At 68.5% G+C, this 14478-nt stretch carries 13 protein-coding genes and 3 tRNA genes; 7 read left to right on the top strand and 9 right to left on the bottom strand.

What is annotated here, in order from left to right; genetic code table 11:
* Window positions 1-170: 170 nt before the first annotated feature.
* Window positions 171-1541, top strand: coding sequence for a dipeptidase (locus tag LPH33_RS08905; RefSeq protein WP_088897412.1), 1371 nt, complete (start codon window positions 171-173; stop codon window positions 1539-1541).
* Between the two features lie 24 nt (window positions 1542-1565).
* On the opposite strand, the gene bcp is transcribed toward LPH33_RS08905, so the two are convergent.
* Window positions 1566-2039: a thioredoxin-dependent thiol peroxidase gene (bcp, locus tag LPH33_RS08910; RefSeq protein ID WP_016694409.1), complete on the bottom strand. Its 474-nt coding sequence runs from the start codon at window positions 2037-2039 to the stop codon at window positions 1566-1568.
* A gap of 89 nt (window positions 2040-2128) precedes the next feature.
* Here bcp and LPH33_RS08915 point away from each other — a divergent pair, with 89 nt between their 5' ends.
* On the top strand, window positions 2129-2353 hold the full coding sequence (locus LPH33_RS08915) for a DUF3618 domain-containing protein (protein ID WP_016694410.1): 225 nt from the start codon (window positions 2129-2131) through the stop codon (window positions 2351-2353).
* A gap of 120 nt (window positions 2354-2473) precedes the next feature.
* On the opposite strand, the gene LPH33_RS08920 is transcribed toward LPH33_RS08915, so the two are convergent.
* Window positions 2474-2546 (bottom strand) — tRNA-Lys (locus LPH33_RS08920).
* A gap of 96 nt (window positions 2547-2642) precedes the next feature.
* Window positions 2643-2715 (bottom strand) — tRNA-Lys (locus LPH33_RS08925).
* Between the two features lie 258 nt (window positions 2716-2973).
* Between LPH33_RS08925 and LPH33_RS08930 the strand changes: the two genes are divergently transcribed.
* A complete protein-coding gene (locus LPH33_RS08930) occupies window positions 2974-4194 on the top strand; it encodes a L,D-transpeptidase (RefSeq protein ID WP_186455151.1) in 1221 nt (406 codons plus the stop codon).
* 17 nt (window positions 4195-4211) lie between these two features.
* Window positions 4212-5354, top strand: a complete 1143-nt coding sequence (locus tag LPH33_RS08935) for a lipase family protein (protein WP_229567854.1) — start codon at window positions 4212-4214, stop codon at window positions 5352-5354.
* 194 nt (window positions 5355-5548) lie between these two features.
* On the opposite strand, the gene LPH33_RS08940 is transcribed toward LPH33_RS08935, so the two are convergent.
* The 3 genes from LPH33_RS08940 to LPH33_RS08950 all read right to left on the bottom strand — a co-directional run bounded on the left by LPH33_RS08940 (window position 5549) and on the right by LPH33_RS08950 (window position 7870).
* Window positions 5549-5621, bottom strand: a tRNA-His gene (locus LPH33_RS08940).
* Window positions 5622-5707: 86 nt separating this feature from the next.
* The gene (orn, locus tag LPH33_RS08945; protein ID WP_016694413.1) at window positions 5708-6307 is read right to left on the bottom strand and encodes an oligoribonuclease; all 600 of its coding nucleotides are present in this window, start codon (window positions 6305-6307) and stop codon (window positions 5708-5710) included.
* Between the two features lie 72 nt (window positions 6308-6379).
* Window positions 6380-7870: a flavin-containing monooxygenase gene (locus LPH33_RS08950; RefSeq protein WP_160876378.1), complete on the bottom strand. Its 1491-nt coding sequence runs from the start codon at window positions 7868-7870 to the stop codon at window positions 6380-6382.
* Between the two features lie 273 nt (window positions 7871-8143).
* Here LPH33_RS08950 and LPH33_RS08955 point away from each other — a divergent pair, with 273 nt between their 5' ends.
* Window positions 8144-9685 (top strand): helicase HerA-like domain-containing protein, encoded by a 1542-nt coding sequence (locus LPH33_RS08955; RefSeq protein WP_160876380.1) that lies wholly within the window; start codon window positions 8144-8146, stop codon window positions 9683-9685.
* Between the two features lie 40 nt (window positions 9686-9725).
* Here the strand turns inward: LPH33_RS08955 and cmrA are convergent, their stop codons facing one another.
* Window positions 9726-10532 carry a mycolate reductase gene (gene cmrA / locus LPH33_RS08960; RefSeq protein ID WP_016694416.1) on the bottom strand — a complete coding sequence of 269 codons (807 nt, stop codon included), beginning with the start codon at window positions 10530-10532 and terminating at the stop codon, window positions 9726-9728.
* A gap of 107 nt (window positions 10533-10639) precedes the next feature.
* Here cmrA and LPH33_RS08965 point away from each other — a divergent pair, with 107 nt between their 5' ends.
* Complete coding sequence (locus LPH33_RS08965) at window positions 10640-11971, top strand: MFS transporter (RefSeq protein WP_160876382.1); 1332 nt, start codon at window positions 10640-10642, stop codon at window positions 11969-11971.
* A 6-nt stretch (window positions 11972-11977) separates the two neighbouring features.
* On the opposite strand, the gene LPH33_RS08970 is transcribed toward LPH33_RS08965, so the two are convergent.
* Together LPH33_RS08970 and LPH33_RS08975 are read right to left on the bottom strand one after the other, a co-directional pair.
* The gene (locus LPH33_RS08970) at window positions 11978-12868 is read right to left on the bottom strand and encodes an SGNH/GDSL hydrolase family protein (protein WP_016694418.1); all 891 of its coding nucleotides are present in this window, start codon (window positions 12866-12868) and stop codon (window positions 11978-11980) included.
* A 112-nt stretch (window positions 12869-12980) separates the two neighbouring features.
* Complete coding sequence (locus LPH33_RS08975; RefSeq protein WP_088897406.1) at window positions 12981-13802, bottom strand: acyl-CoA thioesterase; 822 nt, start codon at window positions 13800-13802, stop codon at window positions 12981-12983.
* A gap of 135 nt (window positions 13803-13937) precedes the next feature.
* On the opposite strand from LPH33_RS08975, the gene LPH33_RS08980 reads away from it, so the two are divergent.
* Complete coding sequence (locus LPH33_RS08980; protein ID WP_016694420.1) at window positions 13938-14474, top strand: TetR/AcrR family transcriptional regulator; 537 nt, start codon at window positions 13938-13940, stop codon at window positions 14472-14474.
* Window positions 14475-14478: the final 4 nt, after the last annotated feature.

A 14478-nucleotide genomic window follows, 5' to 3' on the forward strand; every position in this document is an offset into this window, starting at 1 on the left:
CACAAACCGGGCAGCCACAGGTCACCGTGCGGTTCGCTGCAGAACAGTGCGGGGGCAGCGACCGGGCCGATCGCGGCCGGGGCAGTATGGCACGAGCAGGACCACCGTTTCGGTCTCGAACGACTGCCGGACCGAATCGACGTATTCATCCGACGTGCGGAGGACGGATCATGACAGCGACAGACACCGACGCGACGCAGCGCATCCGTGAGCGGATCCGGGAGGCGATGCCCGCCGCGCGCGACGACCTCGCGCGGCTCGTCGCGTTCCGTTCCGTCGCGGATCCGCGCCAGTTCCCGGTGGAGGAATGCGTCGGTGCGGCGAACTGGGTGCGGGATGCCTTCGCCGAGGCGGGAATCGAGAACGTCGAGACGATCGAGACCGCCGACGGCTCCCTCGCGGTGCTGGGTCACACACCCGCCCCCGAGGGCGCCCCGACGGTTCTGCTCTACAGCCACTACGACGTTCAGCCGCCCGGCGACGAATCGCTCTGGCACAGCGAACCCTTCATGCTCACCGAACGGGACGGTCGCTGGTACGGCCGCGGCGCCGCCGACTGCAAGGGCAACGTCGTCATGCACCTGCTCGCGCTGCGCGCGCTGCGTGTGGACGGCCCGCTGCCCGTCGGTGTCCGCATCGTCATCGAGGGTTCGGAGGAGATGGGTGGCGCCGGCCTCGACCACCTCGTCGCCGAACGACCCGAGCTGTTCGACGCCGATCTCATCGTCATCGGCGACAGCGGCAATGCCGAGGTCGGCCGGCCCACCCTCACCACGACGCTGCGGGGCATCGCGAACGTCGACGTCCACATCGAGACGCTGAAGGGCGAGATCCACTCCGGGATGTACGGGGGAGCGGCACCCGACGCGCTGGCCGCGCTGATCCATCTGCTCGGCACCCTGCGCGACGAGCACGGCAACACCGTCGTCGATGGACTGGACTGCACCGCCACCTGGGACGGTGTCCCGTATCCCGAGGACCGTTTCCGCACCGACGCGGGTGTGCTCGACGGTGTCTCGCTGCCCACCTCCGGCACCGTCGCCGACGCGGTGTGGGCGCGACCGGCACTGACCGTCCTCGGTATCGACGCCCCGCCCGTGGTCGGATCGGCCGCGGCGGTCGTGCCGCGCGCGTCCGCGCGCCTGAACCTGCGCGTGCCGCCCGGCATCGACGCCCGCACCGCCCAGGACGCGCTCGTCGCCCACCTCGAGACGCACGTGCCGTGGGGCGCGCGCCTGCGCATCGACCGCGACGTCCTCGGCGAGCCCTTCCGGGCGGCGACGGACGGTCCCGGTTACGCCGCGCTGCGCGCCGCGCTCGAGACCGCCTACGGCCGGGAAGTCGGGACGGCCGGTCAGGGCGGCTCGATCCCGCTGTGCACCGCGCTGCAACGCGCCGTGCCGCGGGCCGAGATCGCCCTGATCGGCGTCGAGGAACCGCGCTGTGTCATCCACGCGCCGAACGAGAGTGTCGATCCCACCGAGATCGAGAATCTCGCCGTGGCCGAGGCGTTGCTGCTGACCTCGCTGGCGCCGCGGTAACGCTGCCGGCCGAGCCGCCGGGCGTCAGACGGACAGGTCGCGGCGCAGCTTCGCCACGTGCCCGGTCGCGCGGACGTTGTACTGCGCGACCTCGACCTTCCCGTCCTCGTCGACGAGGAAGGTCGAGCGGATGACGCCGGTGACGGTCTTGCCGTACATCTTCTTCTCGCCGAAGGCACCCCACGCCTGGAGGGTGGTCTTCTCGGGATCCGACAGCAGCGGGAAGGTGAGCTGCTCGGCGTCGCGGAACTTCGCGAGCTTGGCCGGCTTGTCGGGCGAGATGCCGATCACATCGAGACCCGCCTCGTTCAGTTCGGCGAGACTGTCGCGGAAATCGCACGCCTGCTTCGTGCATCCCGGTGTGCTCGCCGCGGGGTAGAAGTACACGATGACCTTGCGTCCGCGATAGTCCGACAGCGACACCTCGTTGCCGTCGGCATCGGGAAGGGTGAAATCGGGTGCGGGATCGCCGGGGGCGAGTCTGCTGTTCTCGGTCATGAAGGCGACAGTAGTGGACCGTGCAGCCATTCCCGGTGCGCGTCCATTACCGTGGTCGCAGCACACTGCAGCGACCTTCTGGAGGACACGTGGCTAGGGACACCGAGGACATCGAGCGGGAGATCGAGAAGGCCCGCAATCAGCTCGCGAGCACACTCGACGAACTGAGCGTCCGCGCCAACCCGAAGAATCTCATGGAGAGCACGAAGCAGACCCTCATCGCGAAGGTGAACCAGCCGCAGGTGAAGAAGTACGCAGCGATCGCGGCCGGCACGGTCGTCGGGTTGCTGGTGCTGCGCAGGATCCTGCGCTGACCCGTCCGCTCCACCGCTTCACAGGACACCCACGCCGACCCGGCGTGGGTGTTCCTCGTTCCGGGACCGTCGCGAACGACGAAGGCCGGACACCGTTTCCGGTGTCCGGCCTTCGTGTTGTGCGCCATCAGGGACTCGAACCCCGAACCCGCTGATTAAGAGTCAGCTGCTCTGCCAATTGAGCTAATGGCGCGTGGCGATGTGTCTCCCGGTCGTCGTCCCGACGATGCGGAGGACGGGGTCACCGCCAGAACGAAGGCCGGACACTGGGTGTCCGGCCTTCGTGTTGTGCGCCATCAGGGACTCGAACCCCGAACCCGCTGATTAAGAGTCAGCTGCTCTGCCAATTGAGCTAATGGCGCTTGACGATCTGTTCCCGGGATGCCGTCCCAGCAACGAAGAGAACATTACACACCGTCGCGCGACGCGCCAAATCGCCTGGTCAGAATGTTTTCTGTAAGGTTGTGGATGTAACGGATCGGACGGTCGGAGCGATTGTCATTCGAACGTTACCGACGTACGGGGGAGTCGCGTCGGGTCGGCCGCAAGAGGGGCTGGCATCATCGTGTTCGGTGTTGTGACGTGCGTTTTCGGTGCCTTGGGGGAGGCGGGATCGGAGTATGGAAGTGACGGAGTCGAGTGCGGGGAACCCCCGGGGTCGTCGGGTACGGGGAATCCTCGGAGTGGTCGTCGTCGGCGTTGTTGCGTTCGTCACGGGATGCGCCGGAGGTTCGGGAACGGGCGCCGAGGAGGTGCCGATCGATTCCAATCCCGTGGCCGCGCTGATCAAGCCGACGGTGTCGTCGAGTGTGGCCGACGCCTCGGTCGGCTTCTCGCCGATCGATCCGGTGACGGTCTCGGTCGTCAACGGCAAGCTCGACTCGGTGACCCTGCTCAACCCGGCGGGCGAACCGGTGCAGGGCGAACTCGCCGCCGACGGACTCACCTGGGTGAACACCGAACCGCTCGGGTACAACCGCTCCTACACGCTCGAGACCGTCGCGTACGGACTCGGCGGCGCGACCACGTCGACGGCGTCGTTCACGACCTCGTCGCCGGCCAACCTCACCCAGCCCTACGTGCTGCCCGGTGAGGGTTCGATCGTGGGCATCGGTCAGCCGATCGCCGTGCAGTTCGACGAGAACATTCCGGATCGGCTCGCGGCCGAGGCGGCCATCACCGTCACCACGAACCCGCCCGTCGAGGGCGCCTTCTACTGGGTCAACAACCGCGAGGTGCGGTGGCGGCCGGAGAACTACTGGGTGCCCGGCACCGCCATCACCGTCGACGTGAACGTCTACGGCAAGGATCTCGGCGACGGCCTCTTCGGCCAGTCCGACGTCCACTCGTCCTTCACCATCGGCGACGCGGTGGTCATCACCGCGGACGACGTGACCAAGCAGGTCACCGTCAACCGCAACGGGGTCGACGTGATCACGATGCCGACCTCCTTCGGCAAGGACTCCTCGCCCACGCCCAACGGCGTCTACATCATCGGCGACCGGTTCGAGAACATGATCATGGACTCGTCCACCTACGGGGTTCCCGCCGACTCGGCGCAGGGTTACCGCACCCCGGTGGAATGGGCGACGCGGATGTCCTACAGCGGCATCTTCTTCCACTCCGCACCGTGGTCGCTCGGCGACCAGGGTGTGCGCAACGTCAGCCACGGCTGCCTGAACCTCAGCCCCGCCAACGCCAAGTGGATCTTCGACAACACCAAGCGCGGTGACATCGTCGTGGTCCGCAACACCGTAGGCGGTACTCTCCCCGGAACGGACGGACTCGGTGACTGGAACATCCCGTGGTCGACGTGGAAGGCCGGCAACGCTGCGGCGTGACGGGTGAAGGGGGATCGATGGCCGTTCGGGGGAGATGGTTGCGTGCTGCCTGCTGCGGTGCCGTGCTGCTCGCGGCCCTGACACCGACCGGGGCTGCGGCTTCGCCGGTGGGGCCGTCCGCGCCGACGCCGGGTTCGGTGGTCTCGCAACAGCCGCTGCCCGACGAACTGTCGGTGCCCGGTGCTGCCACGGCCACCAAGCTCGAATACTCCACCGAGTGGCGGTCCGGTGAGCCGACCCTCGCCACGGGCGCGTTGTTCCTGCCCGAGGGCGACGCCCCCGAGGGTGGCTGGCCCGTCATCGCGTGGGCACACGGCACGACCGGCGTGGGCGACGACTGCGCACTCACGACCCGCACGCCGCGTTCCGATCTCGAGCGGACCTATCTGCAGCACTGGCTCGATTCCGGGTACGCTGTCGTCTCCGCCGATTTCCCGGGTCTGGGCTCCGAGGGGCTCCACCGCTATCTCGACGGCCCCAGCGCCGCGAACAGCATCGTCGACATCGTCCGGGCCGCCCGCGACGGTGGGGCACCGCTGTCGGAGCGCTGGATCGTGATGGGGCAGTCGCAGGGAGGGCACGCGGCGCTGCACACCGCCGCGATCGCGACCTCCCGCGCTCCCGAACTCGACTTCCGCGGAACGGTCGCCACGGGCGCCCCGGCGAACCTCGAGCGGGCCTTCACGATCGGTGTCCCGGGCTTCCCCGATCCGGGCCTGTGGGGCCTGGTCAGCTTCAGCGGATACATCTTCGCCGGGTTGCGCGACGCCTACCCCGAGGCCGACGTCGAGGGCTACCTGACCCCGGTCGGCCGCGAGGTCGTCGATCGGGCCGAAGAGCTCTGCTACGACGATCTCGAGGAGTCGGTGCGCGACATCCCGGTCGGGGACCTGCTCGCGCGCCCGCTGGCCGAGGGCCAGATGCCGGCGCTGCTGGCCGACTATCTCGCCGCCCCGACGGACGGCTACGACCGGCCGGTCTTCCTCGCCCACGGAATCCACGACGTGATGGTCCCGTTGCCGCTCTCCGCGGCGCTCGCCGCCGACATGAAGGCCGCAGGGGCGGACGTCGACTACCGCGTCTACATGGCCGGGCACTACACGACGGTGGAGCGCTCCCGGGCCGACGTCGACGCCTTCGTGACGCGCTCGTTCGAATAGACCGGCCTTCGCGCCCCGAACCGGGCCGTGCGCGCGCTGCAGCGGCGGCGAACCCCGGTTCGGCGCGCGAGGAGCCCTGCGCGTGAGGAGCCCTGCGCGCGAGGAACCGCCGTGCGTGAGGAACCGCCGTGCGTGAGGATCCGCCAGGAACGAGAAAACCCCCGATCGGAAATCCGATCGGGGGCTCTCTTCGGGGTGAGTGACGGGACTCGAACCCGCGACAGCCAGGATCACAACCTGGTGCTCTACCAACTGAACTACACTCACCATCGCATCCGCCGGCAACCTCTCGGTCGCTTGCGCCTGCGGTACAGATACTAGCCTGACGAAGTCGAAAAAGACGAATCGGCTGGTCAGGCCGGTCCCAGGTCCTTCACGACGGCCGCGAGGTCGGCCGGAGTGGGGCCGGGAGGCGCCACGAACGCCGTGCGCCGGTAGTAGCGCAGTTCGCGGATCGACTCCTTGATGTCCGCGAGCGCCCGGTGCGACAGCCCCTTCTCCGGCTGACCGAAGTAGATGCGCGGATACCAGCGCCGGCACAGCTCCTTGATCGAGCTGACGTCCACCATCCGGTAGTGCAGATAGTTGTCGAGCTCGGGCATGTCGCGGGTGATGAACGCGCGGTCGGTCGCGATGGAGTTGCCGGCCAGCGGCGCCGTACCCGCCTCGGGGACGTGCTCGCGGATGTACGCCAGGACCTGCTTCTCCGCTTCGGCGAGGCTGACCGTCGAGCGGCGCACCTCTTCGGTCAGGCCGGATCGCTCGTGCATCTGCTGCACGACCTCCGGCATGTCGGCGAGGGCGTCGTCATCGGCGTGGATCACGATGTCCACGCCCTCGCCGAGCACGTTGAGATCACTATCGGTGACCAGAGCCGCGATCTCGATCAGTTTGTCGCTGCCGAGACGCAGCCCCGTCATCTCACAGTCGATCCATACGAGTTTGTCCTGCACGACAGACAGACTATCGACCGGAGCTGCACCCACGAGGCGCGGCGTCGACGGTCCGGGACGAAACGGGCACCGTCACGCCTTCACGGAGACGGTGCGCGACGCTGCCGGACGGGCAGGACGACGTGCCGCCGGGGTGTGCTGACGGTCGAGGGTCCGCCCCTCCGAGGTCACTTCCGGGGCGGTGAACCGCCCCTCTGCGGTCACTTCAGGCGCGGTGAAATCGTGTCGAAGGAAGGACTCGGGGGAGTCGTCGAGGATCTCCATCCACGGTGCCGGCAGCGGCGGAGCGACGGTGCCGGTGAGCGTCGAGGGGTAGCTGTTGTTGCGGTAGCCCATGATGTCGCGCTTCTTGTCCTGCTTCCACTGCTTGAACACCTCGCCCTGGCGTTCGACGTGGAACTCGGGGTAGTCGGTGCGGTCGACGAGATCGCGGATGTAGGCGGCCTGGAAGTCGATGTCCTCCACCGGCGACGACAGCTTCTCCTCGCGTGCCCGCCAGTGGTCGATGTCCTGCTCGCGGGTGTCGACGTCGGGCAGGTCGACGCGGCCGAGCATGAAGTCGCGTGCGTACCAGGCCTGCGCGTCGAACATGTTGAACGTGAAGTACTGGTCCTGCGCACCGAGGTACATCAGCTTCGGGTTGCGCTGGAGGAAGATCCCCTTGTAGATGTCGCGCGGGTAGAGCCGGTTGCTGGTGCGCAGTGCGAGTTCGTCGGGCAGGAACGGGTAGTGGTGCTTGTATCCCGTGCACAGCACGATGGCGTCGACCTCGCGGGTGCTGCCGTCGCGGAAGTGGGCGACCTTGCCGTCGACGTGGGTGAGCAACGGCACCTCGGAGAACTGCTCGGGCCAGTCGTGACCCATCGGTGCGCTGCGGTAGCTGAAGGTGACCTGTTCGGCGCCGTACTTGATGCACTGCGTTCCGATGTCCTCGGCCGAGTAGCTGCTGCCGACGAGCAGCAGTCGCTTGCCGGTGAACTCGCGGGCGTCGCGGAAGTCATGGGCGTGCAGCACGCGTCCCGGGAACCGGTCGAGGCCGTCGAAGTGGGGGACGTGCGGGGTGGAGAAGTGTCCGGTGGCGACGACGACGTAGTCGAACTCGTCGGACTCCAGCGCACCCCGGTCGTGGTCCATCACCGTCACGGTGAACTTCTGCGTCTCGTCGGACCACTCGACCCACCGCACCGCGGTGTTGAACCGGATGTACTTGCGCACGTCGCTCTTCTCGACGCGACCCATGATGTAGTCGAGCAGGACGGCGCGCGGCGGGTACGACGGGATGGGGCGCCCGAAGTGCTCCTCGAAAGAGTAGTCGGCGAACTCGAGGCATTCCTTCGGGCCGTTGGACCACAGGTAGCGGTACATGCTCCCGTGGACGGGCTCACCGTGCTCGTCGAGTCCCGTGCGCCAGGTGTAGTTCCACATTCCTCCCCAGTCGGGCTGCTTCTCGTAGCAGACGATGTCGGGGATCTGCTCCAGACCGGCCTTTCGGGCTGCTTCGAAAGCGCGCAGCTGTGCGAGTCCACTGGGACCTGCTCCGAGAATGGCGATCTTGGGCGTCAATGTGTTTCTCCTGTGTTCGTGGAATATGTCGCGTAGTTCGTTGCTAGCACACGTCGTTGTTTTTGCGAACGATCCTTGCGTCGTCGACGGCACGGATTCTCGCGGAGAAAGTGCAGGTCAACGCGGTTCGCTGAGCGGGAAACCTCCCCGCTGCTGTTGTGAGGGGAATCACTGTAATGCGACAATTCTGGCACCCGATAAGAATGGTCCTTCCGTGGGTTCGGCGGCCCGGTACCGTCGCGGTGGGCGAGGTCGAGGCCGGAGGGGGCGAGCATGACCGACAAGCCGGAGATCACCGCCGCGACCATCGCGGCCGGGTACGAGGTGATCGGCGAGGCGCTGGAACTGGGCACGGTGGTGCTCGACGGCGTCGCCGATCCCGACGCGCCGGTGCGCATCCCGCTCGCCACGCTCAATCGTCACGCGCTGGTCGCCGGTGCGACCGGCACGGGCAAGACCAAGACGCTGCAGGTCATGGCCGAACAACTGTCGGCGGCGGGGGTGCCGGTGGTGATGGCCGACGTGAAGTCCGACCTGTCGGGTCTGTCGGCCGCCGGCGAGCCGGACGATGCGGTGCTCACCCGCGCGGCCGACACCGGTGACGAGGACTGGACGCCCACGGGACATCCCGTGGCCTTCTACTCGCTCGGCACCGAGGGGGTCGGTATCCCCGTCCGCGCCACCGTCACCTCGTTCGGGCCGATCCTGCTGTCGAAGGTGCTGGGGCTCAACGCCACTCAAGAGTCCACCCTAGGCCTGATCTTCCACTGGGCCGATCGCAACGGCCTGCCGCTGCTCGATCTCGCCGACCTGCGGCAGGTGATCCGGCACCTGACGAGCGACGAAGGGCGCGACGCACTCGACGATCTCGGTGCCGTGTCGCCGGCGACCGCGGGCGTCATCCTCCGTGCGGTCGTCAACCTCGAGAACGCGGGCGGGGAGGGATTCTTCGGCGAACCCGAACTGGAGGTCGAGGACCTGCTGCGGGTGATCGACGGTCAGGGCACGATCAACCTGTTCGAGTTCGGCGCCGAGGCCACCCGGCCGACGCTGTTCTCGACGTTCCTGATGTGGTTGCTCGCCGACCTGTTCCAGTCGTTACCGGAGGTCGGCGACGTCGACAAGCCGCGGCTCGTGTTCTTCTTCGACGAGGCGCATCTGCTCTTCACCGATGCGTCGAAGGCATTCCTGCAGCAGATCGAACAGACAGTGAAGCTCATCCGGTCCAAGGGCGTCGGCGTGGTCTTCTGCACGCAGTCGCCCACGGATATGCCCCGGAGCGTGCTGTCGCAGCTCGGAGCGCGGATCCAGCACGCGCTGCGCGCCTTCACACCCGAGGACGAAGCCGCACTGTCGAAGGTCGTGCGCACCTTCCCGAAGACCGACGCCTACGACCTCGCCGACGCACTGACCGGCCTGGGGACCGGTGAGGCGATCGTGACGGTCCTGTCCGAACTGGGTGCGCCCACCCCCGTCGCCTGGACGCGGCTGCGACCGCCGCATTCGCTGATGGGCACGGTGGGGGAGAGCGCGATGCGTGCGTCGGCGCAGGCGAACCCGCTCTACGGCAAATACGGCCGCACCATCGACCGGGAATCGGCCTACGAGAAGCTCACCGCCTCGGTGGTCGGGGCGACCGACGTCGAACCGGTCCCGGACGTGCCGTCGCAGGCACCGGACGACGCCGAGGTGTCGGTCGTGGAGCAGGTGCTCGGCAGTGCGGCTGTGCGCAGCTTCATCCGTTCGGCGGCGTCCGCGGCCGGCCGGGAGATCGGCCGGAGCCTCTTCGGCACGGGACGCCGCCGAAGGCGGTGAAGTGTTGCTGCCGCCGAAGGCGGTGAAATGGTGCTGCGTGTCAGTTGCCGCCGAGCTTCTTGTAGAACGCGCCGGCGATGGGGGCCGAGATCGACCGCGGCGAGAACTGACCGGCGGCCGACATGGCCTTGCTGATCACACCGGGCACGATGCGCATCCGGTTCGCGGCGAGCGCGTCGAGCGAGACCTTCGCGGTGTGCTCGCTCGAGATCCACAGGAAGTCCGGGACCAGCTTGTCGACGATCGACGCCTCGGCGGGGTCGGGTTCCTCGGTGCGCACCGGGCCGGGGGCGAGCAGCGTGACGTGCACGCCGGTGCCCTTGAGTTCGCCGCGCAGCGACTCGGAGAAGGTGTTGACGAACGCCTTCGTCGCGGCGTAGGTGGCATTGTTCGGGATCGGCATGTTGCCGGCGGCCGAACCCACCATGAGGATCGCGCCGGAGTTCCGCTCGACCATCTGCGGCAGCACCGCGAGGGTGAGGTCGTGCACGGCGACGGCGTTGAGCTCGACCTGTGCCCGCTCGTAGGCCGCGTCGAGCTCGGCGACCGCGCCGAAGGTGGCGATACCGGCGTTGTTGCACAGGATGCTGATGCGCCGACGTCCGAGTTCGTCGACGAGCGGTGTCCGTGCGTCACGGTCGGACAGATCGCACGCGCGCACCTCGACGGTCACGCCGTGCTGCGCGCGCAGGGTCTCGGCGAGCGCCTCCATCACCTCGCCGCGACGGGCGACCAGGATCAGCGAGTGGCCGCGGGCGGCGAGTTCGGTTGCGAGGGCCTCGCCGATGCCGGAGGACGCTCCGGTGACGACGGCACGGGCATCGGGATGGGGATTCGGCAGAGTCACAGTGGGTCAGCGTAGCGGCAGGCGCAGGAGTGGTGACCGGGCCCGCCCCCGGCTCGAGGCCGAGTCGTTCGGTGCTGCGGGGACTCCGGAAGCCTAGGCTCCGGGGCATGAATGCGTTCACGGACACGGCGAGCGGGGCCGGGGAGGCCACGACACGTCGTCAGGTCGTCTCGTGGGGTCTGTGGGACTGGGGTTCCGCGGCGTTCAACGCCGTGATCCTGACGTTCGTGTTCTCCGTCTATCTCACCGACGCGGTCGGCGACGACCTGCCGGGTGGGATCTCGGCGAGCACCTGGCTCGGATGGTCGCTCGGCATCGCCGGGTTCGTCATCGCCGTGACCGCCCCGGTGTCGGGTCAGCGGTACGACGCGGCCGGGCGACGGAAGTGGTCGCTGGGCATTCTCACCGCGGTCACCGTCGCGGCGATGGCGGCGATGTACTTCGTGCGCGACGACTACCACTATCTGTGGCTCGGCCTGGTCCTGCTCGGCGTGGCGTCCGTGATGGCCGAGCTCGCGCAGGTGCCGTACAACTCGATGCTGCGTCAGGTGTCGACGCCGGACGACATCGGCCGGGTCTCGGGTTTCGGTTGGGCGATGGGCTATTTCGGCGGCATCGTGCTCCTGCTGCTGTGCTACACCGGGTTCATCGCCGGTGACGGCGACACCCTCGGTTTCCTCGGGGTGCCCACCGAGGACGGCACCAACATCCGGCTCGTCGCGCTGTTCGCGGCCGTGTGGTTCGCGGTGTTCGCCGTGCCCGTGCTCCTCGCCGTCCCGGAGAAGCCGGTCGCGCGTGGCGACGTCGCCCGCCGCGCCGGTTTCGTCGAGTCGTACCGCGTGCTGTGGCGCGACCTGACGGAGTTGTGGCGGGCGGATCGTCGCACCATCTGGTATCTCGGGGCGTCGGCGTTGTTCCGGGACGGTCTCGCCGGTGTCTTCACCTTCGGGGCGGTCCTCGCCGTCACGGTCTACGGGATCGGAGCGGGCGACGTGCTGATCTTCGGTGTCGCCGCGAACGTCGTCTCCGCGGTGGGCGCACTGGTGGCCGGACGCGTCGACGACCGGGTCGGGCCCAAGGCGGTCATCGTGGGCTCGTTGGTCGCCATGATCGCGACCGGCATCGTCCTGCTGGTGGTGTCGGGTCCCACGATGTTCTGGATCTTCGGTCTGGTGCTGTGCCTGTTCGTCGGCCCCGCCCAGTCGTCGGCGCGCACCTTCCTGGCGCGACTGACCCCGCCGGGCCGGGAGGGGCAGATGTTCGGTCTCTACGCGACGACGGGACGCGCGGTGTCGTTCCTGGCGCCGACGCTGTTCGGGTTCTTCGCGTGGTGGTTCGGCACCGACCGCGCGGGCATCGTGGGATTGCTGATCGTGCTCGCCGCGGGTCTGGTGGCGCTGCTCGCCGTGCGGGCTCCGGAGACGTCCGCGACGGCGTGAACCGGCTCAGTCGGTGATCGTGGCCAGCACCTGGTCGGCGGCGTTGCGGTGCCCGGCCGCGTTCGGATGCAGCGGGATCGATCCGGCGGTCGGTTGCAGGCCGGCCATCCACCGGGTCTCGGGGTCGGCGCACGCGTCGTGGTCGCGGGTCGAATCGCGCAGGTCGACGTAGTCCACGTCCGCGGCCTCGGCCTGCTCGCGCATGACGGTGTTCAACCGGTCGATCTTCTCCTGCAGGTAGGTCGCGTCGTCGGGCCAGATCCGCTGTTCGGGGAAGCACCCGCCGTCGCGGATCCCGGTGGGGTAGCCGACGAGCACGATGCGTGCCTCCGGGGAACGGCGGCGGATCTCGTCGATCACCGTGGTGTAGACGGGAGCGAAGGTGTCGATGGCGGCATCGATGCGGTCGGTGCCGTCCGGGGCGTTCGTGATCGCGCACGAGGTGCCCTGGGGCGGCGCGGCGAGATTGACGCATCCCAGCGCCAGCTGGACGAGACCGATGTCGTTGCCGCCGATACCCACGGTGACGAGTTCGGTGTCGGGGCGCAGCGCGTCGTACTGCGGTGGCACCGTCGCGCCCCGGAAGGTGGTCTGCGGCATCGCGAAGTCGAGGGAGGTGGCGGCACCGCACGACGCGTCGACGAAGTCCTCGATGCCGAGATCGGTCGCGACGAGGGTGGGGTAGTTGCTCGCCGACCGCCCGCACGGATCGCCTTCGGTCTGCGGCGGGATGCCGGGTCCGGAGGTGAACGAGTCTCCCAGGGCGACGTACGACGCATAGTCCGCGGCCGGGGCCGTGTCCTCCGTGTCGGCGCAGGCGACCGTGCCCACGGTCGTGAACACGATTGCGGCGCAGGCGATGACACCCGTCCGTCGGAGGAGCCTCGGCATCGTCACAGTGGACCTCGCAATCCGGTGGGTGGATGTTTCCGAGGCTACAGGTGTGCCGGTGACCGGGACGGGCGCCGAACGCCGACGGCTCGGGTCGATCGATCACCGGCCCCTCCGGTCACGCCTTGAAGTAGACGATCTGGTGCGAGGTCGCGAGGAGGACGCCGTCGCGTCCCCACAGCTGTGCGCTCTGGTCGAAGAAGCCCTGTTCGAAGCGATTCGCACGTGCGGTCGCGAGCACCGGGCTGTCGGACTGGGCGGCAACGGTCTCCGGGTCCGCGTGGAAGTAGACGGTCATCGAGACCGTGCCGGCCGGCAGCACCCGACCCAGCCGGAGGAAGGCGCGGGGGTAGAAGATGTCGCACATCGCGGTGAGCGAGGCGAAGTCGAGCGGACGCGACGGGACGTCGCGGACCCACAGCGTCGACGTGGAGTCGGCGACCTCCGCGCTGCCCTCCTCGGGAACGGCTCCCGCGGCGTATCGCATCTCGTAGTTGCGTGCCCACGCGATGTAGTCCGGCAGCGGGGTCGGCTCGAGCGAGTCGGGTGCCGGGGCGGCCGGTGCCTGCAGTTCGGTCGACGACCAGGTGGGGCGACGGAGACCGAAGACGGCCGTCGCGGTGGTGGCGACCTCGCCGCCCTGCGACAGTTCGATCGACCAGTGCTGGGTGGTGCGGTTGGTGCGCACCGGCCGCACCGCGAGGTCGAACGGGCCGTCGGCGATGGGTCCGGCGTAGTTGACCGTCAGGGACAGCGGCATGCCGAGGACATCCGGGTGTCGTTCGACCGCGCGGAGGAGGGTCGCGGCGGTGATGCCGCCGAACGGGCCGACCATGTTCGCGTAGGCGGGGTGCGTGTGCCCTTCGGTGCGATCGTCCCGGACCTCGAACAGGTCGACGGCAGCGTCGAAGACGTGAGTGGTCACCGAGACGTCGGTCATGGCAGGGTCTCCTCGGAAAATGGTGTCGCGCAGGGTCGGATCTGTACGACAACATACATAGAATATGGGTGACAACCACCACTGCCGGAGGAACGGGTGAGCGCTGCAGAACGACGGGACGGACCGCGCGCGGCGATGATCGCCAGCGCGATCGCGCTGATGAGCGAGCGAGGGGTCGCGGCCACGTCGTTCCGGGACGTCCTCGAGCACAGCGGTGCGCCGCGCGGTTCCATCTACCACCACTTTCCCGGCGGCAAGGCGCAACTCGTCGAAGAGGCCACGGACCGGGCCGCCACCCGGATCGAGCGGTCGCTGACGGCAAAGGTCGACGGTCTCGGTGTGGTGGACACGGTGCGCGCCGTCGTCGACCTGTGGCGTGAGGGTCTCGTGGCCACCGACTATGTCGCGGGATGCCCGGTGGTGGCCGCCGGTCTCGGGACCGAACCGCGGGCGCGCGCACGGGCCGGGGAGGCCTTCGACACCTTCGTCGACGTCGTCGCGCGGTCCCTGGTGGCCGACGGCGTCGGCGCGGAGCGTGCGCGGTCGTTGGCGAACCTGGTCATCGCCGCACTGGAGGGCGCACTGGTCGTGGCCCAGGCGCAGCGCAGTCCGGCTCCGCTCGATGCGGTCGTCGCCGAGCTCGAAGTGTTGCTCGCCCCGGTCGTGGGCTGACGGA

Origin of the sequence: Rhodococcus sp. RDE2 (genome assembly GCF_020885655.1) — a bacterium.
In the GTDB taxonomy this organism is placed as follows: domain Bacteria; phylum Actinomycetota; class Actinomycetes; order Mycobacteriales; family Mycobacteriaceae; genus Rhodococcus; species Rhodococcus pyridinivorans.

Excerpts from the sequence above, each read along its gene's own strand:
- LPH33_RS08905 (WP_088897412.1), top strand. The coding sequence starts at position 171 with ATGACAGCGACAGACACCGACGCGACGCAGCGCATCCGTGAGCGGATC.
- bcp (WP_016694409.1), bottom strand. The coding sequence starts at position 2,039 with ATGACCGAGAACAGCAGACTCGCCCCCGGCGATCCCGCACCCGATTTC.
- LPH33_RS08930 (WP_186455151.1), top strand. The coding sequence starts at position 2,974 with ATGGAAGTGACGGAGTCGAGTGCGGGGAACCCCCGGGGTCGTCGGGTA.
- LPH33_RS08955 (WP_160876380.1), top strand. The coding sequence starts at position 8,144 with ATGACCGACAAGCCGGAGATCACCGCCGCGACCATCGCGGCCGGGTAC.
- LPH33_RS08975 (WP_088897406.1), bottom strand. The coding sequence starts at position 13,802 with ATGACCGACGTCTCGGTGACCACTCACGTCTTCGACGCTGCCGTCGAC.
- LPH33_RS08935 (WP_229567854.1), top strand. The coding sequence starts at position 4,212 with ATGGCCGTTCGGGGGAGATGGTTGCGTGCTGCCTGCTGCGGTGCCGTG.
- LPH33_RS08980 (WP_016694420.1), top strand. The coding sequence starts at position 13,938 with ATGATCGCCAGCGCGATCGCGCTGATGAGCGAGCGAGGGGTCGCGGCC.
- LPH33_RS08965 (WP_160876382.1), top strand. The coding sequence starts at position 10,640 with ATGAATGCGTTCACGGACACGGCGAGCGGGGCCGGGGAGGCCACGACA.